The organism is Flammeovirga sp. MY04, assembly GCF_001682195.2.
Taxonomy (GTDB): domain Bacteria; phylum Bacteroidota; class Bacteroidia; order Cytophagales; family Flammeovirgaceae; genus Flammeovirga; species Flammeovirga yaeyamensis.
The window spans coordinates 799,579-824,469 of the sequence record NZ_CP003561.2 but is presented as its reverse complement, the minus strand read 5'-3'; the positions used below and the strand labels follow the sequence as shown (position 1 = coordinate 824,469).

Here is a 24,891-nt window from a genome sequence, read left to right as displayed (position 1 = left end):
TATTGATTAATCTTAAACATAAACATTTAATAAAATTTGTGTTTCTTTTTAATGCTATAATGTTTGATAATATGTAATATTACCAGTGAATTTTGATTTACGAAAACCCTTATTACAAACTTAAATGAGATTATATTTTACTATTTTATTCGCGTTGCTTACCCTCAATGTGTTTAGTCAAACATTTACCAACCCTATCATTCAAGGCGGTTATCCCGACCCTTCTATTACATACGATGGAGAATACTATTATATCGTCAATTCCTCTTTTGAATACTTCCCCGGTTTACCAATTCATAAAAGTAAAGATTTGGTCAACTGGGAATGGGCAGGATATGGATTGCATAGAATTGACCAATGTAATGGAGCAATGAACCTTGTCGATGTTCAACAGAATGGAGGTATTCACGCCCCTACCATTAGATATCATGAAGGCACATTTTATATTATTACTACCAATGTATATCTCCCAAAAGAAAAAGGAGCAGATGCACAATTGGTCAACTTTATAATTACGGCAAAAGATGCGGCAGGACCATGGTCAGAGCCACATATTATTGATGGTGCTCCAGGTATTGATCCAGATATATTTTTCGATGATGATGGTACCGTTTGGTTCACAGGAACTCATTCACCTGATAATCCAACCTATGAGGGAGAAGGTGAAATTTGGACCCAACAATTGGATATCGTCAATTGGAAGTTGAAAGGGGAAAGATATTATTTGTATCGTGGTGCATGTGGAGGTGTTTGGGTAGAAGGTCCACATGTCTATAAACACGATGGCAGATACTATTTGATGGTCGCCGAAGGAGGTACAAGTTACAATCATGCGATGATGATAGCTGTGAGTGACAAAATTACAGGACCTTATGTATCTAACGAACGAAACCCTATTCTTACTACTAGAAACCTATCGTATGATAATTGGGTAAATAGCACAGGACATGCAGATATTATTCAATTAGAAGACGGTCGTTGGTATATGGTCGCTTTGGGTATTCGTGGAGATGTTGACCGTGCAAGCAATATGGGTAGAGAGACTTTCTTAACTCCGGTTTCTTGGGAAAGAGAGCCATTCTGGTGGAAAGATCCTAAATATGATTGGCCTGTGGTTTCCCCTGAAAATGGTAGGATAATGAAAGAAGAAAAACTTCCATTTGAAGAACAACCACAATTAAGAAACGATGCTTTTGTGGATCATTTCGATAGTGAAATTTTAAATCATGAATGGAACTTTAGAAGAGTCCCTTTAGATTTTTATTCCATTGATACTCGTAATAATCAATTAGTACTCAATGCGATAAATCAAAAAATTGGTTTAAGAGAACAATATGCATTTATGGGGATTCGTCAGAAAGAAAGTTTATTTGATTTTGAAGCAAAAATGCAATTCAATCCTAAAAAAGAAAAAGAGCAAGCAGGCATCATGATCAATCAGAAAGATGATAATTACGTTTCCATTTTAGTAGAGAAGAACGATGGTAATTTTGAGGTTTCCATATATTCAAATGAAAGAAAAAAGGAAGAAAAAATGGTTGCCAAGAAAATTCTAAATAACTACAAAGGTGATATCATTTTCAAAGTAAAATCGTCTACAAAAAAATATGAATATTACTATTCTCTTGATGCTGGAGAAACCTATCAGTTAATTGGGGAGACGAAAAATGATATTTTACTAAGCTACGGTTGGAACAGTGGTTACACAGGTGCCTACTTAGGTGTTTATTGTACTTCAGACTATCCAAAGTCAAAAACAAAAGCCTATTTTGATTGGGTGAAATACCAAGGATATCCACAATAAAAAAAGTACTTGTTTTAGAACAAGTACTTTTGGGTAAGGGTATAGAATCATAGATCGTCACACAGTAGTATTATTTTTCTCAACATTTCAAAAGTACAAAATTAACAAGCTTCAAGGCATCCCCCTTTTTAGGGATTTTTCGATAATACATAAAAAAAACTCGGTAAATAATTACCGAGTTTGAGGATACTTTACTGTCTAGTTGAAAATGTAGCATTTGTCTGAAACTGCTTGATTAGTTTCACTTTTCTTGATTTACATCTTGAAGAGTCTTTTCCGTAAGCAATAAATAAACAACAAACTAGTAAAAGTAAATACAGTACAAAAACTTTAATACTCATAATGAATCGAGATTTGGTGTTAGTTGAAATCGCCACAAAGGTCTTTATTATTACTAAAATAACTTAGCCTTTTTACTTATTTAATGATCCCTTTAACATCGAAGTTTTTGTTTCTGTTGTATTTTAAATCTTTCTTATGTTGTGTTAATACAGATGTTAAATTTTAATTTTCAAATACAAGAAATTCTAACGTTTAACAACCTGTACATTTAAAGATTTTGTTATGGTTTTTATTTCTAATAGTTCGTACGGGCGTTGAAGTGCAACGCCCGTACTGATTAGAATATCTACCCATCAAATAGAATAAATCAAACTAGTTTTTCATCCAAATTTCCAAGGTCGATCCAGGTTGAATTTGAGAAAATTGAAAGGTATTATCTTCTAACTTCTTATTATCCAACATCGCTTTGGCGACTTTCTTATTAGATTTTTTATTGTTGTGAATTCTGACTTTAAAATCACCGCCATTAATTTTTATGATCGCACTATTTATCATCGGTCGACCAATGGTAAATGTTGGGTCTCCAGGGGCTAACTGATAAAACCCTAAGGCATTCAAAATATACCATGCTGATAATTGTCCAACATCTTCATTTCCACAAATTCCTTCTGGCGTAGGTGCATAATAATGATTCATGATGGAATCTAAAATCACCCTCCCTTTATCCATCTCTCCAATCTCATTATACAAATATGTAATATGATGACTAGGTTCATTACCATGTGCATATTGACCAATCAAACCTGTAATATCTGCTGAGGCGTGTTCTCCTGTAATCTCACTATCCATAGAGAATAGAGCATCTAATTTATGCTCAAAAGCTTGTTTACCTCCCATCAATTGGACCAAGCCTTGCGGATCATGAGGAACAAACCAAGACCATTGCCATGCGTTTCCTTCAGTATATGCCCCATTTTCATGTTGAGAATGTTTAGGATCAAAATTACTTCTCCAAGATCCATCTAAATTCTTAGGACGCATAAATTTGGTTTGGGGATCGAAATAATGTGCATACCTTTTTGATCGGTGATAAAATTCATTAGCGATTGCTTTTTCATCTAACAAATCGGCCATTTGAGCAATACACCAATCGTAATAAGCTACTTCTAAACCATAAGACACAGAACCTTTACAAATATCTGCTGGAGAATACCCAATTGAATCTATATAATATTGATCCAACGCCATTAGCCTATTTTTTCTAGATTCGATATGATGTTCAATTAATTCAGGATTGTAATTCGCTGACATAAGTGATAGTGCCAATGCTCTTCTCAATTGATCTTTACTTCCATACCCTTTTGCAAAAGCATCAGATAATATGGCTGTAGCAGGATAGCCAATCATAGTCCCCGTAATATTTGATGCCAATGGCCACTTCGGTAAAACATTTATTTCTTCACCTTTGGTGATAATATTTTCTATAAACTCCTCCGTAAGTTCAGGATCGATGATCGTTAATAATGGATGCACCGCACGATACGTATCCCACATGGAATAAATAGTATAATTTTGATGATCAGAATGCTTTAGTTGCTTATCCATTGTTACATATTGCCCATCTACATCCTGATTAATTGATGGGTGAATATAGGTGTGATATAAAGAAGTATAAAAGTTTTTCAATACATTGATATCTTCCGTCTCAATCTGTATTTTATCAAAAATCGTATCCCAACGAGCAATTGATTTCTGCATGTAACTTTGATAGTCAAACCCAGTAAATTCAGCATTAAAGTTCTTCTTTGCTCCTTCAGTACTTGTGGGTGACAATGCAAAAGCAATATCTAATTGGTCAATATCACCAAAATTTAATTCGAGATGCAAGTCTTCTTTCTTACCCTTTGCTTGCTCTAATTCTAAATTTTGAAGATCAAATGGAGAAGAAAACTTAGCATAAAAATACACTTTGTTACTATAGGCCCAACCCAAGGAATGGTGGTAGCCCTCAATTGTACTATCATTTATAATTTTATACCCGCTCTCAATACTCCAACCACCTTGAAGTAAAGAAGATACTTCTAAATGAATACCTAAATTTCCCGATGTCTTTTTAGTGTAATGGTGGATACCTACTCTTTCTGTGGTCGACAAATGTGCATGAATTCCATTATCCAATAGAACCTCGTAATACCCTGCCTTAGCATTTTGCGATGATTTCTTAAAACCTATGGGAAGTGATAATGAATCTATAAATGGGGTAATCAAGAAATCTCCTTGATCCCCAATTCCCGTTCCACTTAGATGTCTATGACTAAACCCCAATAGTGTGCTATCACTATCATGAAAACCACTGCAGGCATCCCAGCCATATTTTCTTGTATCGGGACTTAATTGCACCATTCCATTAGGTAGAGTAGCACCAGGAAAAGTATGCCCGTGTTCACCCGTTCCCACAAAAACATCAACATAATCGGCTCCATTTATCCTTGATGTAGGTTGATCACAAGCCCAAAGTGTTATCAGAGAGAAAAATAATATGTATTGTTTCATTTGATAATCATTTCATTTCCGTTATACATAAAATTACCCTCTAGCTTTTTGATCTCAGAACTAGAACCGATGAAAAACTTAAATTCACCAGGTTCAAATGCTTTCTTAAAGTCTTTATTTAAGACGTAAAGATCTTTAGGATAAAGCTGGAAACTCACCTTTTTAGACTCACCTGCTTTAAGGTTAATTTTTTCAAATCCCCTTAGTTGCCATTCGTATTGAATTACTGATGATAACACATCATTATAATACAGCTGAACTACTTCCTTACCGTCTACTTTACTTGTATTTTTTACCTGACAAGTGATGGTCACGGCTCCGTTATTATCTAATTGATTATCGATGGTTAAATTGCTATACTCAAAAGTTGAGTAAGATAATCCGTAACCGAAATGATACAAAGGAGGAACCACTCTACTCTCTCCTACACCATTTGGTCCAGAAGTCGCTTGTCCACCTTGAGAATACGGCTTATAAGGAAAATTTAGTTGCACCTGACCAACTGCTTTAGGCCATGTGGTGGCGAGTTTACCCGATGGGTTATTCTCTCCAAAAATGGTTTCAGCCACGACATCACCTTGGAACTCATTTAAAAAACCAGCCATTAGAATAGCATCGGCATCTTGATCTAAATCATTTATTGAAATCGGTCTGCCATTTACTGTAATAGCTACTAAAGGTTTACCAGTATCAATCATCGCATAGGCTAAATGTTGTTGCGTCGAAAGTAAGTCTAATGAGCTACGTGATAGGTTTTCTCCAATCATCTTTTCATTTTCGCCAACACAAAGAATAATTATATCCGCTTTCTCCGCTTTCTTTTTAGTTTCGTTTAATAACTTCAAGTCTTTATCAGATGCTCTGTACCTTAACACTTCTGAAGATGGCCAATTTTCGTCATACAATTCGGATCCTTTACAATAATCAATAGTGATGTTTGAACCTTTCAGATAATCTTTAAAGCCATCAAGAATACTTTTGATGTTCGTATCCAATGCGCCATATCTCGAATTCGAACTACTAACTTGAGTAGCCGTAGGTCCTACAATAAGAATGTGTTTTGATTCACTTTTTGATAAAGGTAATATTCCTTCATTTTTTAATAGCACAACGGCACCACTAGCTGCATTTTTAGCAATTTCAAGATGCTGTTTATTTCTTACTTTCGATCCATCTGCTTCATTCTTGTAAGGCTGATCAAACAATCCTTCCCAAAATTTGGTATACAAAACAGTTCGTACTCTTTCGTTTAAAACTTCTTGAGAAATAGCTCCTTCAGCCACCAATTCCCTTAAAGGATTTAGAAAGTTCTTAGGATGGTTAAAGGTAGTTCTAATATTCAATCCTGCCTGAACAACTTGTCTTACCGATTCTTTATAATCTTTTGCTACACGGTGTTTATTCCAAGGGTTAGCCGCCGCATCCGAATCCGAAACAATTGTGCCTTTCATACCATATTCTTTTCTTAATAAAGAATCCATAAAAAAGGGATTAGCGATAATTGGAATACCATCATAATCATTGTAAGATGCCATCACACACATGGCTCCTCCTTCTTTTATTGTGCGTTCAAAAGGATACAAATGAATGTTGAACATTTCCCTCGGCGCAACATGTGGATCAGTTCTCGAATAACCATCTCTAGCACCCTTAGGCATAGCATATACAGCAAAATGTTTTAACGTAGCGGCTACTTGATGCGATTGCATATTTTTCACAAATGGAATAGCATATTCAGTAACTAAAAAAGGATCCTCACCTAAAGATTCTACTGCTCTGCCCCAACGCTGATCTCTTACTACATCAATCACAGGAGAATACACATTATGGTAACCCAGCCATTTCGCTTCTTTACCAACCATATCTCCTGCTTGTGCAAAAAGGTCTTTGTCCCAAGTATTTCCAAAGGTACTTTGTGCAGGGAGAGAGGTCGCCATTTTATGGTTTAATCCTCGAATACCTTCATTCGAGAACTCTACAGGAATACCCAAACGAGTTTCTTCTACAAAGAACTTTTGAATTTCATTTGTCGCCCAAACGTGCTTTTCGTAAGGCAAAATATATTTCGCATCTTTATAAACACCGTTCGAAGGCTCATCGATGTTACCCAAACCATTGGCCCAAACTTCATTTTTCCATTCTTCTGTTGGTAGCTCATCTTTTGCCACACGACCGTATCCATAGAGCGTCACCATCTGACAAATTTTTTCTTCATCTGTCATTTGAGAAAGCAAATCTTCTATTCTTTTTTCTATTGGCTGAGTGGGATCCTCGTAAATATCTTTCTTTCCATTTTTATTGAAATCTATCCAATCGGATTGATAGATCGTTTTAATGGAATCTTCTTCCGAATAATTAATTAGGTTTAAAGTGCTATTGCTTGCTTGTATTTGATGTACAAGAAAACACATGAGCAACAAGGGAATACTTTTGTTCATATGAAATAATTATTTAATGGTTTTAGTTTAGTTTATTTAGAAAAGGCGCTTGGGGCGTTGTAACGCAACGCCCATACAGCACCTATTTAATTTCTATAGAGAATTGATAATTTTGAGGAGTAATCAAATACTTTGGTATTGGCCAACCACCCCAAGAGTAGTCACCACCAACACCCATCTGTAAATGATCAATTGTTATGTCTGTCAAAGGACGCTTAATGATATCTGTAGAATGTCTTTGCAATTTCTTTGGACCTTCTTGATAGTCACCCAGAGTACTGTGATGTGTAGTAAATAAGAAAGGTTGATCACCATAGATTTCCAATCCGTTTGTATACTTTACATAACGCACATCTGCTCTCGCTCCATTTTCCTGTGGACGAATATAGTCGAAATCAAAATCGCTTACTTTCAATTTATATATTCCCATCATGGCCGATGTTTTCCTATCCCAATAGTTTTCATGAGGACCTTTTCCGTAGAATTCTACTTCGTCATAAGTTCCATCAACAGCATAGTTAATACCTACTCTTGGGATTTTCATTTCAGTGGTTACATCAAATAATTCCATTGAAATGCGGATAAGACCATTTTCGTCCATTTCATAGATCATCTTGGCTTTAGCACATCCAACGTCATAAATCGATGTGATTTTTCCTTCTTTATCAATTGTGCAATCCATTAGTTTTTGGAAATCGTTCGCTGTTTTCCAATCACCTAATGCTTTATAAATCTGAAAGCCCATATCGTTATCCAAAGGTGCTCTCCAGAAAGTGGGTTTAAAAGGACTTTGCAAAATGTTCTTTCCATTCTTCATCCAAGCCAATGCTTGACCAGTTGTTTTAGAAAAAATCAATTTAGAATCTTTGGCTGATAAGATAATCTCATCTCCTGTGGTTTCTACTTTTGCCTTAGTATTGCTTAACTGAGAAACATAGGCTTTCTCTTTAATAAGAAACTCTTCTTCGCCTACCAATTCTTGCTTTTTGTTGAACACAGATACATATAAGAATTGCTCGGTGCCTTCTGTCTTCTTTGAGAAATCTTCTAGCACTACTGCTTTCTCTGACATTGGTTTTATCGATGGCAACTTCAAAGACTTTTCTTCTACTATTTTGCCATTTTCTTTCAAAGCATATTTTAATTGATACCCCTCTGTAGTTAAGAATGAATACTCATTATTGATCATCAAACGGCCTCCTTCTAATGTAAAGTTGATGTTTTGATATACCTTTTTCACTTCTAATAAAGAAGGTTTCACTTTACGATCAGCATTCACCAAACCATTGGCACAGAAGTTCTCATCGTTAGGATATCTTGATGCTCTTAAATCGCCACCATAGGCAAAAAATTCTTCCCCATGCTCATTTTTAGTTAGAATACCTTGATCGACCCAATCCCAAATAAAACCACCTTGAAGAATCTTGTGAGCACGGTAAATGTCCCAATACTCTTTCAAGTCGCCCACAGAATTTCCCATTGCATGAGCATATTCGCATTGAATATATGGACGTTGAAAACGTGGCGCCTTATCGAAATCCCTCACATAATCCAAGCCGGTCTGACCTGTATTGTACATAGGAGCAGAAATATCTGTATTGGTAAAATAGTTGGCGCTTTCCGATTGTACCGGTCGTGTTTTATCATTGGCTTTTAACCAATCGTAAGTCTTGTAAAAGTTTGGACCGTTTCCGTTTTCATTTCCTAAAGACCAAATAATTACGGATGGATGGTTTTTATCACGTTCGTACATTCTAATGGTACGCTCCATATGTTGTTTTTCCCAAAGTGGTAAATAGCCCAAAGAAACTGTTTCATCTGGGTGATAATCCTGGGAATCATTACCAAAACCGTGTGCTTCAATATTGGCTTCATCCACTACATAGAATCCTAATTCATCACACAAATCGTAGAAGAAAGGCGGCTTAGGATAATGAGAACAACGAATAGCATTGATGTTATGCGCTTTCATGATTTTAAAATCCTCCAAATAATCTTCTTTGGTTACCGCATGACCTCTTTCCATATGATGATCATGAAGGTTCACCCCTTTCACCAATAGATACTGACCATTGACTTGTAATGTATGATCTTTGACTTCTACAGTTCTAAATCCAACTTTTTTAGTGATGGCCTCATCTCCATTATAAATGACTAAATCATATAAATATGGCGTTTCTGCTGACCATTTCTTTACTGATTTTATAGTCTCTTTAATTTGAAGTTGAGTGGCTTTAATTATAGAGATTGTTTTCTTCTTAATCACTTTACCATTATCTAACAACTCCCAACTTAGAGGTGCTGTATTTGGTTTAGATAAAGTGATATCAACATTAAGATCTCCATCTCTATAACGATTTTTCAAACCTGAAATGATGGTTAAATCTTGAATATGACCAGGCTTTGCTGCCCATAAATACACATCTCTTTCAATCCCTGCCAATCTCCAAAAGTCTTGATCTTCTAAATAAGATCCTGATGTATATTTTAAAACTTTAAAAGTCAGATTGTTCTTTTCGCCTACTTTAATGTAATCATTCAGCTTAAATTCAGCGGCTGTTTTACTCCCTTCAGAATAACCTACTTCTTTGCCATTTACATAGACATAAACACCTCCTGCAACTCCTTCGAAACGTAAATAAATATCCTTTCCATCCCAATCTTTACTTACCGTTACTTCTTTATGATAAACAGCTGATGGGTTATATTCTGGATCAGGCATTTTACCATTTCCCTTAAATGCAAAACCCACATTTTTATAAATTGGAATACCATAACCTTGCATCTCCCAATTAGACGGCACAGTGATGTTGTTCCAAGCAGAAAAATCGTAATAGGTTGAGGTTACATTGGATGGTATATCCAGTTCACTATTAAAATATTGGAACTTCCATTTTCCATTTAAATCAAGGTAATATTGACTGTTAGAAGCCGCTTTTCCATTTTTCACTTCATCTAAAGTTTGAATATAAAAAGAACTTCTAGGTGTCATAGTATTAACACTTACCACTTCTGGTTTTTGATGAGGATAATCCTGAGCAATTGCAAAAGACAAACCCATCACAAAAGCAGTGATACTAAGTAATATTTTTTTCATTTTATTTCGTTTGATTTATTGTTAGTTACTCCTCTAAAAATTATGGTTAAAATTAAATGAATCATAAGTTTAACAGGGATAAAAATTACGTCATATTCAGGTACAATTTGATGTTCAAACCCCACTTTTCACTTCCTTTCCTGTTCTTCTAGACTTAATTTTCTCTTTGAACTCCAAAAGGCAACTCAATCAAAAATTGATTGAGATGCCTCAATAAAGGAAATATAAATCTAATAAATTAAGTCTCGGTTTGTATTATAAATTTCTATTTTCTGCATCAATGGCTGCTTGATCTTTTCCTACATTCTTACCTGCCATTTTCTCTACTTTAGAGATTTCGAAGGCAATAGCATATTGTGCTACGCCTGACTTTTTAGGCATATCGATTAGTGTAGAATTACCTTGAAGAGAATATTTCACATACTTTCCTGTGGCGATGTCTTTAATTTTAGCACCTTTTGCTACTAAACAACCTGGCAGCATCGCCTTATTCATGTTTTCTCCTTCTTGAAGTAAAACATAAGCATATACTTTATCACCTTCTTTTTCTTTTGCATAGCGTACATTCGCTTCGGCAAAAGGAGCAATTGCTCTTGTTCCGTAAATTGCTTTTTCATTAGCATGAATCCACTCACCCAATTGCTTCACAGATTTAATTTCTTCTGCATTAAACCATCCCTCAGGAGAAGCTCCTAAGTTTAGCAATAGGTTACCACCTTTGGATACAATATCAATAAATTTGTGCGTTAACTCTCTACCACTTTTCACGTTTGTTTCTACGCTTTCTTCAAATCGATAAGAGAAACAACAGTTCACGGTCAAGTTCGTTTCCCATGGAATAGGGTTCGACTCTGAAGGAATATGTTGTTCGGGAGTTCTATAATTCTCCCAACGACCACCTACCCAACGGTCAACTACAAGAATACCCGGTTGGTGTTCACGACACATCTCACCTACATCGTCCATTTTCATGTCTTGTTGTAGATTGTTTTTATCTGCCCAAGCACCATCTAACCAAAGGATGTCAATATCACCATATCCCGTCATCAATTCCTCTACCTGATTAAAGTAGAAATCTGTAAAATTCTTCCACCAATCTGGGTGTCTATCAATTTTATAGTTCACATTTCTACCTGGAGATTGGAAGGATTTAGACCAGTAATATGGATGATGCCAATCGGGTTTTGACAAGTAAGCACCGATCATCATCCCTTTATCACGCATAGCATCGAATAATGATTTAGTAATGTCAGCATGTTCAGCATTGGCATATGGGTACTCTGGATTCGTGATTTTATAATCTGTTTGTTTTGTATCCCACATCGTAAATCCATCGTGGTGCTTTGTCGTAAAAACAAAATACTTTGCCCCCATATCTTCCGCCAATTCAGCCCATTGTGTTGGGTCGAATTTAGTAGGATTAAATCTCTTTGGTAAGTCGAAATAATGTTTTCTAAAGGCATTTAAATCTTCGTGAGGTGTTAACCAATCAACATCCTCAGAAACAACTGGCCAAGATTCGCAAAGTCCTTCTACAGAATAGGCTCCCCAGTGCACGAAGAATCCTAATTTAAGATCTTGCCAGTCTTCTAGTTTTTGTTGAACTTTTGGGTCTTTTTCAACCACATATTCTTTCCCTTTCCATTGTGCCAAAGACCAATTGGAAAGTAAAAGTGATGCTATTAAGATTAGTGATTTTTTCACAGCTTGTATGATTTATTTAGTTCAAATTCGATTGTTTGTAATTGAGTGGATGATGGGCCGACCATAGCATTAAACTGACCGGCTTCTACTGCCCATTCTTTGTCTTGGTTCCAAAGTTTTAAATCTTCTTTTCCGAGTTCAAAAGAGTAAGTGATAGTTTCCCCTGCTTTTATTAATTTCTTATCAAATGCTTTTAGCGAAAGAGGTGGTACAGTAACAGAAGAGATCATGTCTCTCACATAAAGTTGTACGGTTTCTTTACCATCTACTTTTGATGTATTTTTCACATCAACAGAAACTGTCACTTTAAAGTCTCTGCTGTTTTCATTTACTGATACTTTTGGTTTACCATATTCAAATGATGAATAACTTAAACCATAACCAAAGTTGTACAAACGCTTGTCGTCTTCATCCACATATCTATAGATTGTTGTAGGTTTTTGGTTATAGTATACTGGCAATTGTCCGACTGATTTTGCCACAGAAATTGGCATTTTACCCGATGGATTCACTTCACCAAATAACATATCTGCAATAGCATAACCTCCTTGCTCACCTGCAAACCAACCTTCTACCAAAGCATTCGCATTTTTTGAAACCCAATTGGTAGATAATGGACGACCATTTTGCAATACAACCACATAAGGTTTACCTACTTTTGCTACAGCCTGAATCATTTCTAATTGATTACCAGAAAGACCCAAGTGTGCTACGTCTCTGTTTTCGTTGACTGTTTTGGTATTTTCTCCAACAACAATAATCGATAACTCCGCTTCTTTTGCTAAACGTACAGCATTCTGAATACCATTGTCTTTTTTCGACCATCTCAGAGATGCTGTCGCATGCCATTGGTTATCGTAATATTCGTACTTTAGTTTATATTTTTTTCCTTTTTTGAACTCATATGGAGCTTTTTTAATAGGCGTGCTTCCTGCCCATGCATCCAATACCAACTCATCATTAATATAAATTCTAGCTCCATCATCACTGGTCGTTCCTACCCAACCTTTCACATCTACATCAGTTTTGATATATCCTTCCCAACGCACTGAGAAGAAATCGTCTTCTACACCAGGATAAGGATTCCAAGGCCATTCAAAATCAATATTATCATGAATCATTTCCAATACAGGCTCACCTTTCAATTCCATATTGTTATAGAAAGAAGCTTTTAATCCTTTCTTTCCGTTATCATGGAACAAATATTTAGGTTGAATTGCTGTACCTCTTTCTACAATATTGGCCGCTTTTTCATACGTAAACGTAGTGTTAGGAGAAGCTTTCTTTAATCCTTCTAGAATAGAAACCCCTTCTGCGGATGCATGAGTGTACCCACCTAGTTCTGCCTCTGCAGCTAACGGACCTAATACAGCTATTTTTTTATGTTTGTTCTTTTTTAATGGAAGGATACCGTCATTCTCTAATAAAACGATAGATTCCGATGCGATATCGTAAGCTACTTTTTGATTTTCTTTACTGTGATAGTATTTATCGATTCTATCTTGAGTGATATAAGGATTTTCGAATAGTCCCAAAACAAACTTAGTATAAAGAATGCCCTTTACAGCTCTATCGATATACTTCTCCTCCATTTCTCCCGATTCTACTAAATCGACCAAAGTGGCTTGATACATACTATCAGGAAAATCATAGAACTGCATATCTAACCCTGCCTCAGTGGCTTTTTTGATAGCATCTCTTGGGTTTTCAGCATAGTGGTGTACATTCCATAAGAAACGCATCGCCCCTAAATCAGATACTGTGAAACCTTTAAAATCCCATTCATCTCTGATCACATCAGTTAATAACCATTTGTTACCAGTACATGGTACACCGTCCAATTCAGAATAACTCGACATCAAATTTAAAGCACCACCTTCTTTCACTGCTTTTTCAAAAACTGGTAAAAAGTCAGTTCTCGATGTTCTCTCTCCTAACAATACCGGAGAAGCATTTGATCCCGTTATGGGTGCCGAGTGAACTGCAAAGTGTTTTGGTCCGGCAATCATAGAAAATGGAGATGATGGATCTTGACCACCCATTCCAACTATGAGATTATACCCCATTTCTGTGGCCAAGTGCGTATCTTCTGAATACAACTCTGCAACACGACCCCATCTTGGCTCTCTTGCGATACCTAATGTTGGGCCTAAGGCAACATGTGCTCCGTTTACTCTGGCTTCGGTACCAATAACTTTACCTACTGAGTGCAACAATTCTTTATTCCAAGAAGCACCCATTGCTAAAGGCATTGGAAATACCGTTGCACCATCTGTATGGTAGCCATGCAACATTTCTTCCATCAACATTACAGGAATATGTAATCTTGAATTCTCAATTGTATGTCTTTGTACTACATTATATTCTTCGGCTGTCTTAGGGTAAAAATCATGAATCGAACCCAGTCCAATGGTACCAATTTGTTGTTTGATTTTGTCTTCATCCATTTTGTCGTCCGTCTTTAAATAATCCCCTCTGGTCATATTCATTTGACGAACTTTTTCCTGAAGTGTCATTTCTTTGATGAGCGCCTCCGCTCTTTCTTCTGCGGGTAGGCTGCTGTCTTTCCATTTCTCATTTTGATTACAAGCCATAAAGGCAAGTACAAAAAATACAATCGTTAATTTTTTCATTTCTATTTAGAGCTTATTTTTTAGATTTAGTTCGTCGCTTAAAACGTAAATTTTACTGTTAAGATAAACATGTTTGTTAGATTCATATCTCCTCCCATTTTTTTAAATTTCCCCTAACTATTGATGTTATTCATAATCAATGATTAAAGAATCTTAATACGACTAAATCTTTAAAATAGTATTTATTTAATCATGCTAATTATTTGATATTTATTTATGAGTTTTCGTTTGATTGAAAACATGGCTATGGATATTGCTACCCATAACCATATTTCATTGATTAATAACCAGGGTTTTGAATTAGATTAGGATTGATCTGTACCTCACTTTGTGGAATTGGCCACTTGTGGTTTCTTGGGTTCCAGATTTTACCTACAGCATTATTCGAATTTCTATTAAAAATTTGAATAACTCTATTGTGTCCTTCAGCAATCTTTTCTGCTTCAATAGCAATACTTGGATCTAAATCTCTTGAAGTATATCCTTCAGGGAAGTTGGTCGATGCACCCGGTGCATAGTCTCTTCTTGTTGTTTCTTCCCAGAAGTTTTTCGAAGTACCGTCCAAAGCATCCCATCTTAAATAATCGAAGTAAAGTACGCTTTCGTGACAGAATTCGATTTGTCTTTCTCTACGAATTAACTCTCTAGTCGCTTCTACACTAGAAGTTGGAGCATGTACCATTCCAACACGATCTCTGATCATATTTACATACTGAACAGCTTCGCCAGGTCTTCCTTGCTCGTTTAATGCTTCTGCCAATGAAAGGTAGATTTCAGCTAAACGAATCACATGCATTTGGTTATTGTTATAGTAATTGATCTCGTTTTCATCATCATAACCTTTAATAAAGATCGTTCTCATGAAGTTCGAAGAATATCTATTTCCTGAGCTCCAGAATGCACCATCCCACCCGTTAAACGGAGCAAAAGTTTGTGCATAACGAGGATCTCTGTTGGCTTCTAATACTTCAAACTGACCAATATGCTCATCTACATCATCTGGATAAGTATAAATCACACCGTCTTGAATTACACGTACTTCCTCTCCATAAGCTGCAGATAAAATTTCATCTTCTTTAAATCTTGGCGTTAAAACATTATTGTCTTGGTCTACCCACTTAATCACTTGTCCTTTATCATTCCAGTAAAGATCTGTTAAACGTAATGAAGGTACCGCTAACTCCCACATTGAAGTTACTTCGAAAGTATTGTGCGAGTAATCCCAAGTGTTATTTGTGAAGTTGTGTGCTACAATTGCTTCAGTATTGTTATTCGCTTTTGGAGTGAAAAGATCCCAATAATCTAAAGATGGATTTCCGGTTGTATATAAAGCGTGTTTACCTGAATCAAAGATCTTTCTTGCCATTGTCTCCACTTTAGACCATTCCTTTTGCATCATATACAAACGAACAAGGTAAGCATAAGCAGCAGTTGATTGATAAGCGTTTACTGAACTTGAGAAACCCTCTAACTCTTCTGCGGCAGTTAATAATTCTGATTCTACAAATTCGAAAATTTCCGATTGAGAAGTTTGAAGAATTGTATTCGCCTCATCTCTTGATAACGTTTTTAAAGGCATTGGTACATCTCCCCAGAAACTAGCCAATTTAAAGTATTGCGCTGCTCTGATAATTCTCACCTGGCCATTCATGTGCTTAATGTTATCAGACATTTCAATTCTACCCGATTCGATGGCTTCTTGAGTTTTCTCGTAGTAGTTATTACAACGACGTAAACCTTTATAAATGTTTGACCAAACAATCGTCACATAATTGTTACCAGCATTCGCCGTTCCGAAGCAAATACCTTCAGAACCACTCATACCTCCATTTACAAGATCCAACTGATGATCAAGGTTTCTATCTTGTTGAGCTACCCAAAATATATCAGACTGTCTACCATCACTAAATTGATAACAACCATTTACTGCCATTTGAAAATCTTCTTCAGACTTCCAGAAAGAATCATCCACTAAGTCATCGTGAGGGAGGAGATCTAAATTAGAACATCCCGAATTTATTCCAATAAATGCGATTAACGCGATTAATATCTTTTTCATATTTATTACTTAATTTAGAAAGTTACTTGAAGACCTGCTGATACTACTCTTACTGTAGGCATAAACGATGGTCTAACATCACCCACCTGAAAAGAACCATCTTGGTTCATTGGTGCTACCATTTCAGGATCAAATCCTTCATCGAAGTTTGTGATTGTCAACAAGTTTTGACCAGATAAATAGACACGTGCCTTTCCAATTTTCATTTGATCAGTAACTGTTTTAGGTAAAGAATATCCGATTTGTAAGTTTTTCAAACGTAAGTAAGATGCACTTTGTACCCAAAAATCATTTACCTCATGGTTTTGTGAGTTTTCATCCGGTGAGAATCTTGGATAAGCACCGTTTGGATTTAAGTCCGGGTGGTAAGCATCAGTATAGAAATCACGTAAGTTGGAATCTTTGTTTCCTGCAAATACATTGTAACCTACATAACCATCAATATCTGCTGCACCTTGCCAGAACATTGATAAATCGAAGTTCTTATAAGCAAAATCGAATGTAATACCGAACTGATATTTTGGAAGTGTGTTACCAATTGCCACCATATCTTCGTGATTGATAATACCATCGCCATTGATATCTTCATAGATCAAATCACCTAACATTACGTTTCTTGTTTGAGCGACACCGTTTTTCAAGCTTGCATCTGCTAACTTGGCATTATCAGCATCAACATGTGCTTGATCTCTATAGATTCCTTTTGTTCTGTAACCATAGATGGTACCAATCGGATCCCCTTCACGGAATTGATTAGAGTACTCACTAAATCCTCCAGCTAAATCAGTTAACACGTTGGTGAAGTGAGAAATATTTGCACCAATACCGTAGGTAAATCCACTTTTAGTAGTGTTGCTATAACGAATATCAAATTCCCAACCTGTATTCTCTAAAGTCGCTGCATTTTCCCAAGGGTTTCCTAAACCACCAACCGCTGACATTGGAAGTGGCAATAACATATCACTTGTAATTTTCTTAAAGTAATCGAAGCTAGTACCTAACTTACCGTCTAGGAAGTCAATATCAATACCTGCATTGTAAGTAACTGTTGTCTCCCATTTCAAACCAGGTACTGGCATCTCATTTTGTGCTTTACCCATTACCAACTCGTTGTTGTAAGGATAATCAGCTGCTGAGATCACACCCATATATGGATAGTATAGGTTTGATACCGCTGAGTTATTAATATTTTGATTACCCAAACTACCTACTGAACCTCTAAATTTGATGTCTGAAATGAAGTTTTCAGAAACATTATCCTTGAAGAAATCTTCTTCTGCGATTCTCCAACCTACAGAAACCGAAGGGAATACACCTGCTCTGTTATCTTTATGGAATCTTGATGAAACATCTCGTCTTACGTTTACCTCTAATAAGTATTTCTTATCATAATCGTAATTGATACGAGCAAATTGCGACTGTAATGCCCAATCATATGCATTCGATTCAGCAATTTGTCCTGCTTGACCACCTGCAATAATTTTTCTCAATTGATTGTTTGCAAAGTTCACACGACGACCATACAATCTATCGTATCTAAAGAATTCCTCTGCAATACCTACCAATGCACCAATGTGGTGTTTACCGAAATCAACATGGTAATTCATTACTAGGTCGTTTACAACACGCATTGAGTTGTTCCAGTCCTCAGCTGCTGCACTTTGTAAGTTAAGACCTACTGCGTTGTTGTGTGAGTGAACAAATTGATACCCTTGTTGGAAATGGTTTTGTTCAAAAGATCTGAAGTTCATTGACGTACGACCCGTAACTGTTAAGTTCTTTGCAATCTCATAATCTAATGATAAGAACGATTGTAATTGGTTTACTTTACGTATATAATCCGAAAGTTTCATGTGAGCCAATGTATTTTCGAAACGTGTATTATCTACTGGACGAGTAATGTTATAAGTACCGTCTTGATTATAAATCGGATTCAATGGAACCATTGCCAACGCTTGTGTTGCTCTCCATGAATCGCCAGTATCTTGTTGTTCTTGGCGAGTGAAGTTCATTTGAGCAGTTGCTTTTAAACGTTTACTCAACTCTGTAGTAATATTTAAACGTGTGTTGTAACGCTTAAAGTAGTTTTCTGTTTGGTAAAAACCTTGTTGGTCCATGTATCCTACTGAGGCCAAATACTTTGTTTTCTCTGTACCACCTGTTACATTCACATAATGCGATTGTTGAGGAGCATTATCTCTATATACTGCATCCCACCAATCGAATTGTCCCATCAAATGGTCTCCTCCGTTTCTTACTGTTTCGAAATGTTGTTCTGTATAGAATTCGTTACCACCTTGTGCTGTAAATCCTCTGTTTACTGCTTCCATATACTGAAGTGAATTCATGTAATTAGGAGTCGTAGTCATGGATTGCATTGCAACATAACCATCATAAGTTACCGTTGGTTCACCTGTTTTTCCTCTCTTAGTAGTTACTAAAATTACACCTGCTGCTGCACGAGCACCATAAATAGAAGCGGATGCAGCATCCTTCAATACTGAAATTGTTTCAATATCTGAATTCGCTAAAGTGGCAAAGTTCTCTACAGTTGATGGAATACCATCGATAACGATTAGAGGGTCGTTAGAACCTGACATTGAAGTAACACCACGAACTCTAATAGTTGGTGTTGCTCCTGGACCCTGACCTGGATTTACCGTTACACCTGCAATACGTCCTTGTAAGGCGCCAATTGCATCTGGAGTCGGTACTGCACTTAGGACTTCTGAATCTACTTGTGCAACCGATCCTGTTACGTTTACTTTTTCTTGAGTTCCGTAACCAACAACGATTACTTCCTCTAGTTGTTCTGCATCTGCTTCAAGAACTACATCGATGACAGATCTTGTTCCTATCGCAATAGTTTGAGACAAATATCCCACAAAACTAACAACGATATTATTCGTCCCTTCAGGAACTTCTAAATGATATTTACCGTCGAAATCGGCAATTGTACCATTTGTAGTTCCTTCTATTAGAATGTTTGCGCCAATCAAAGGTTCGTTGTTCTCATCATGAATAGTACCAGTAATGGTTCTAGACTGCGCAAATGCGTCTATTGCACCGAATGTGAATACTGTTAGAAACAGTAGTCGAATAAAAAGTAATTCACCTTTTCTCATACTTTATTTATTTATTGAATAGTTGATGAGACAAAAGTATATGTTACACTTAAAATAATCCATGCAAACGTTTGCACGTTTTTGCACACATCAAACAAATAGGCACAAAAAAGCACCGTATTTCTTTGAAAATAGGTGCTTTCTAGTTTTTAATAATGCATTTATCGGCAATACAAGATTAAACCGACAAACAACTTTGCCTTAACTGAAGCTGTGTTTTGATCTTATAGATATCAAATTCGATGGCTTTATTATTTTGAAGTTGTTGTATTTCGTGAAGGATCAGTTCTACGGCTTTTTTACCAAATAAAGAGGTGGGTTGCATAACTGAACTCATCTGAGGAGTGGTATATTGACAAATAGGCTCGTCTGAAAAACCAATGAGACAGACATCATCAGGAACTCTGATATTTTTTGACTTTAAAAATTGCAGTGCTTCAAAAGCATAGTAATCGTTAAAACAAGTAATAGCATCAAATTCTACATCAACAGATTGTAATTTCTGTATCACTTCCTCTTTAGATTGACAAGGTATAATTAATCTTTTATCAATCTCGATTTGTTTGGAACGTAAAGCTTCTTTGTATCCTTGAAGCCTAAAAAAACTTGTAGATAATTCATCAGGTCCTTCCAGATGAATAATTTTTCTCCTTCCCTTATCAATTAAATAGTCGACCGCCTCAAACATGCCATTGAAATCATCTGTGACCACAAAGTTCGCATCAAGTGAGTCGATAATTCTGTCAATAAATAAAATGGGAATACCTTCATCAATAATGTTGTTTAAAAATGTAGGATCTTCGTGATCATTATTAGGAATAGCTATTATTCCATCGACATGGGCTTTGGCCATTTCCCAAAAAGCTTCTTTCTCTTCTTTTAAACTAGGTCCAAAAGAAGATACAATTAGTTTGTAACCTTTTAGTTTTAGTTCCTGCTGAAGACACTCAATAATTGATACGAAAAAAGACATTTTAAAAGAAGGGAGTAAAACACCGATAGTTTTAGTTTTCTTTTGTAATAGCCCTTTGGCAAATGGGTTTGGATGGTATGACAAATCATTAGCTAGCTGTTTAACTCTTCTTTTTGTTTCATGAGGAATTTTAGGATGATCGTTTAGCGCTCTTGAAACCGTTGAAGTACTTAAACCTAGTTGTTTTGCCAAATCAGATAATTTAACTCGTCTGTTTGGTTTCATATTTAGTAAAAATTGATAATAGAAATTGTTAAGTTGTTCTTATTTAGCCCTATATCAAATGAAAAAGTGCTCATTTAATACAGAGAGAATAGTTATTGAAAGCAATTACAATTCATTTCATTATTGATCTTGCTTTTGTAGTAGCAATATAAATTGTTTTTTAACGGTTTGAAATTAGTTTACCGATATTTAAATTAGTTTACTAAATTTTGTAGTGATTTTACAAATATTAAAAACTTCTTCACCTTAATAAGATGAAGAAGTTCAATAATCTAATTTCTATTTATCAAGAATACTATTTTACACCTTTGATCTAAAAGTGTACTCAAAGCTACTCATGTGATACTCATTCAACAATGCAAAGGATTGCATGATCATTTTATTTTATACTTGTTTTACCGGTCCCTATTTATAAGTGGAAATAAGACTATATAAAAAATAAGCAAGGTAAATCAGATACTTTTTCATGGTACAATACAATATATATTATTCTTAAATTAGTTCATTAAGATTGATATATTGACTGTTTTGTACCATTTAATTTCCTTTTTTGTGCTAACAAAAAACAAGCTTTTGATAAGACATTTGTAGAGTATTATTTACGAAATTGTTATCAAATGAACTTACGAAAGAAAATTAGTATTGCATTGCTATCAGCTCTTATGCCTGTAGCAGTACAAGCACAAACTGTAAAAGGACTTACTGTTCATGAGTCGGAAGACTCACCTACCAAACAACTTAACTTCAGAGCAAATAAATTAGACGAGGCTCCCAATATCGTTCTAGTATTATTAGATGACGTTGGATATGCGCAAATGGGGCATATGGGTGGTAAGATCGAAACACCTGCTTTCGACGAGATTGCAGATAAAGGTTTAACTTATTCTAGATTCCATACGACTGCTTTGTGTTCCCCTACTAGAGCTGCATTGCTAACTGGTAGAAATCATCACACAGCTGAAACAGGTATTATTATGGAAGCGGGTACTGGTAACTCAGGTTATACCACAGAAATTCCAGGTGAAGTAGGTTCTTTTGTAAAAGTGCTACAACAAAAAGGATATTCTACCTCTTGGTATGGCAAGAATCATAACGTACCTAACTGGGAAGCTTCATTTACTGGACCATTTGATCGTTGGCCTAACGATTTAGGTTTTGATTATTTCTATGGATTTGTAGGTGGCGATACAGATCAATTCCACCCTGCTTTAGTCGAAGATAGAAAAAGAATAGTTGCTCCTGAAACAAATGCTGATGGATCACCCTATCATTTAACTACAGATATGGCAGATCATGCCATTAATTATGTTCAGTCAGTAAATGCAGTAGCTCCAGACAAGCCGTTCTTTGTATACTTTGCTCCAGGTGCTACTCATGCACCTCACCAAGCCCCAGCTGAATACGTAGAAAAATATAAAGGGAAATTCGATGCTGGATGGGATGTATATAGAGAGCAAGCCTTCAATAACATGAAATCAAAAGGTTTGATTCCTGCTGATTCTGAATTAACTTCTCGTCCTGAATCATTACCTGCTTGGGATAGTTTAAATGAAGAGCAAAAAATGGTGTATGCTCGTATGATGGAAGTTTTTGCTGGTTTTACAGAACATACAGACGTTCAGGTCAAAAGATTATACGATGCCATTGACGAGATGGGTAAATTAGACAATACCATCTTTATTTACATGGCTGGTGATAACGGTGGTTCAGCAGAAGGCGGTCAAGAAGGTATGCTGAATGAAATGACTTTCTTTAATGGAATGCCAGAAAAATGGGAAGATAAAGTGGCTGCTGTAAAATCGAACCGTTTAGGTACAGAAGATTACTTTAACCATATGCCTGCAGCTTGGGCTTGGGCTGTCAACTCTCCATATCAATGGGCAAAACAAATTGCTTCTCACTTAGGTGGTGTAAGAAATGCCATGACAATCTCTTATCCTAATGGTATTGAATCAAGAGGTGAAGTAAGAAGTCAGTTTACTCATATTACTGATATCGCTCCTACTATCTTAGAAGTGGCTGGTTTGGAAATGCCTAAAGAAATTGATGGATACACACAAACTCCAATTGATGGTACTTCTATGGTGTATTCATTCGATAATGAAGAAGCTCCAGAAACACATACCACTCAATATTTCGAGATTGGTGGTAATATGGGTATCTACCACGATGGATGGTGGGCTGGTGCAATGAGAAACATTCCTTGGATATCAGGATCTACTAAACATGTTGAAATTACAGACATGAAATGGGAGTTGTATCACTTAAGCGAAGACTTCTCTCAATCTAGAGATCTTGCTGAGGAGATGCCTGAGAAATTAGAATACATGAAATATTTATTCTTTGCTGAGGCTTCAAAAGCGAATGCACTTCCAATTGATGACAGAAGAACAGAACGTTTTAGGAGTTCATTCCGCCCTTCATTAACTGCAGGACAAAAGGTATTTAACTATCCTAACGGATTAAGATTGCCAGAAGGTGCTACTCCTTTCCTTAAGTTTATCTCTCATACTATGGATGCACAACTTGATAGTTACAAAAAAGGTGATCAAGGGGTGCTAATCACTCAAGGAGGTCGTTTTGGTGGTTTCGTTGTAAGAGTAGATAAAGCAGGTTATGTTTATTACGAATACAGCAATACTTCTGATGTTTATAGCATTAAAACAACTGCTAAGATTCCTGCTGGAACTAAAAATATAACTACTAAAGTAGTTATGGACGATAAGAAGCCATATACAGCATCAACCATTAAAATTTATGCTGATGGCAAGAAAATTGGTGAAGGACGTGTTGAAAAAACCATCCCTAACTTATTCTCATTGGATGAAACAATGGATATTGGACAAGATTCAGGTACTCCGGTAACAAACAAATACTCTGTAAAAGGATCGAAATATTCTGGTCTTCTTAAAATGGTAAAAGTATCTTTTATCAGTGAGTATGGAAATGAGGCAAACGCAAAATAATTGTGTTTCTATCAGATAAATTAACTACGAAGTCAGGAGGTTTTCTCCTGACTTTTTTCGTGTTACAGAAGGTCTTTCACCAAAATATTGATAATAGCGTTTACTGAAATGTGTCAAATCAGAATATCCAAAATCTAGTGCTATTTCTAACAAGTCAATTTGAGTGGAAACAACCAATTTCCTTGTTTCTTCGAGTCTTTGATGATTAAAAAATTTCAAGATAGGTTTCTTAAATACCTTCTTGAAAGTTCTCTGCAATTTAGACTCACTCATTCCATATTTTTGGGTAAGCTGTTGTAAGTCTGGAATCAATTTGTAATCATCTAATATTTCGTCTTTGATCTTAAACATTAAGTTTAAATCGTCATTATGTACTCCATAGACAACATTATCAAGGCCATTATTAGAAGATTGCTTCTGAAGAATTGTCAATACTTCTATCATTTTAGAAAACAGTATTCCTCTTTTAACTACAGGATCTTGAATTTGATCATCCAATTCTGCAATTATTTTATCAAATTCTGAGGTGATTTCAGAGAAATAAAACCATGCTTCTTCTTTATTTACTAATTGTAATAAGTCTTCGTTGGTTGCATCAATAAAATTGTAAATAAGATGTACTGGTATTCGAATATAATACCATCTTATTATTTGATTTACAGGATAATCAATATAAAATTCCTGATTACTATTATAAACATATAAAGCAGTAATGTTCTTGGAGCTTTTTTTTGATTCTGATGTAAAGTCTCCAGATTTTCCTATTCTAATACTAACATACTTATCTTTTTTATTCGTTCGATTAACTATACGAACAGGTACATTAACTTTCAATGTTGTTGTACCACAAATTAGGCCTGGAAAATATTCACAATAAAAGGATTTTAACATACCATATTTATTATCATCCAAATAGATATTATTGCCATCTATTACTGCCCCAAAATTCTCTTCTAAAGTTGCATAATAGGATTTAGGATTGACTTCATCCGTATCAATTATTATTATTTTCTCTTCCATTATTTATTAGGA

11 protein-coding genes are annotated in these 24,891 nt (G+C 35.7%); 2 read left to right on the top strand and 9 right to left on the bottom strand.

Translation table 11 applies throughout. The features are described 5' to 3' along the window. Positions 1-124 precede the first annotated feature (124 nt). Entirely contained in the window at positions 125-1,804 is a 1,680-nt protein-coding gene (locus MY04_RS23235) for a glycoside hydrolase family 43 protein (protein ID WP_066214838.1), read from the top strand. A 654-nt stretch (positions 1,805-2,458) separates the two neighbouring features. Here MY04_RS23235 and MY04_RS23230 read toward each other — a convergent pair. The 8 genes from MY04_RS23230 to MY04_RS23195 all read right to left on the bottom strand — a co-directional run bounded on the left by MY04_RS23230 (position 2,459) and on the right by MY04_RS23195 (position 20,893). After that, positions 2,459-4,639: a GH92 family glycosyl hydrolase gene (locus MY04_RS23230; RefSeq protein ID WP_066214836.1), complete on the bottom strand. Its 2,181-nt coding sequence runs from the start codon at positions 4,637-4,639 to the stop codon at positions 2,459-2,461. Further along, positions 4,636-7,077 carry a glycoside hydrolase family 3 N-terminal domain-containing protein gene (locus MY04_RS23225; RefSeq protein WP_084006092.1) on the bottom strand — a complete coding sequence of 814 codons (2,442 nt, stop codon included), beginning with the start codon at positions 7,075-7,077 and terminating at the stop codon, positions 4,636-4,638. The genes MY04_RS23230 and MY04_RS23225 overlap by 4 nt, the downstream gene beginning before the upstream one ends. Positions 7,078-7,159: 82 nt before the next feature. Further along, positions 7,160-10,174 (bottom strand): glycoside hydrolase family 2 TIM barrel-domain containing protein, encoded by a 3,015-nt coding sequence (locus MY04_RS23220; RefSeq protein WP_084006091.1) that lies wholly within the window; start codon positions 10,172-10,174, stop codon positions 7,160-7,162. A 255-nt stretch (positions 10,175-10,429) separates the two neighbouring features. Further along, a complete protein-coding gene (locus MY04_RS23215) occupies positions 10,430-11,878 on the bottom strand; it encodes an alpha-L-fucosidase (protein WP_066214832.1) in 1,449 nt (482 codons plus the stop codon). Then, the gene (locus MY04_RS23210) at positions 11,875-14,511 is read right to left on the bottom strand and encodes a glycoside hydrolase family 3 N-terminal domain-containing protein (RefSeq protein WP_084006089.1); all 2,637 of its coding nucleotides are present in this window, start codon (positions 14,509-14,511) and stop codon (positions 11,875-11,877) included. Before MY04_RS23210 ends, MY04_RS23215 begins: the two co-directional genes overlap by 4 nt. Positions 14,512-14,791: 280 nt before the next feature. Then, on the bottom strand, positions 14,792-16,570 hold the full coding sequence (locus MY04_RS23205; RefSeq protein WP_066214830.1) for a RagB/SusD family nutrient uptake outer membrane protein: 1,779 nt from the start codon (positions 16,568-16,570) through the stop codon (positions 14,792-14,794). Positions 16,571-16,584: 14 nt separating this feature from the next. Next, positions 16,585-19,695, bottom strand: coding sequence for a SusC/RagA family TonB-linked outer membrane protein (locus tag MY04_RS23200; protein ID WP_066214828.1), 3,111 nt, complete (start codon positions 19,693-19,695; stop codon positions 16,585-16,587). 178 nt (positions 19,696-19,873) lie between these two features. Beyond that, positions 19,874-20,893, bottom strand: a complete 1,020-nt coding sequence (locus tag MY04_RS23195) for a LacI family DNA-binding transcriptional regulator (RefSeq protein ID WP_066214827.1) — start codon at positions 20,891-20,893, stop codon at positions 19,874-19,876. Between the two features lie 617 nt (positions 20,894-21,510). On the opposite strand from MY04_RS23195, the gene MY04_RS23190 reads away from it, so the two are divergent. Continuing rightward, positions 21,511-23,859: an arylsulfatase gene (locus MY04_RS23190; protein ID WP_066214823.1), complete on the top strand. Its 2,349-nt coding sequence runs from the start codon at positions 21,511-21,513 to the stop codon at positions 23,857-23,859. Between the two features lie 24 nt (positions 23,860-23,883). Here MY04_RS23190 and MY04_RS23185 read toward each other — a convergent pair whose 3' ends face one another. Further along, positions 23,884-24,879, bottom strand: a complete 996-nt coding sequence (locus MY04_RS23185; protein WP_066214818.1) for a helix-turn-helix domain-containing protein — start codon at positions 24,877-24,879, stop codon at positions 23,884-23,886. Between the last annotated feature and the right edge of the window lie 12 nt (positions 24,880-24,891).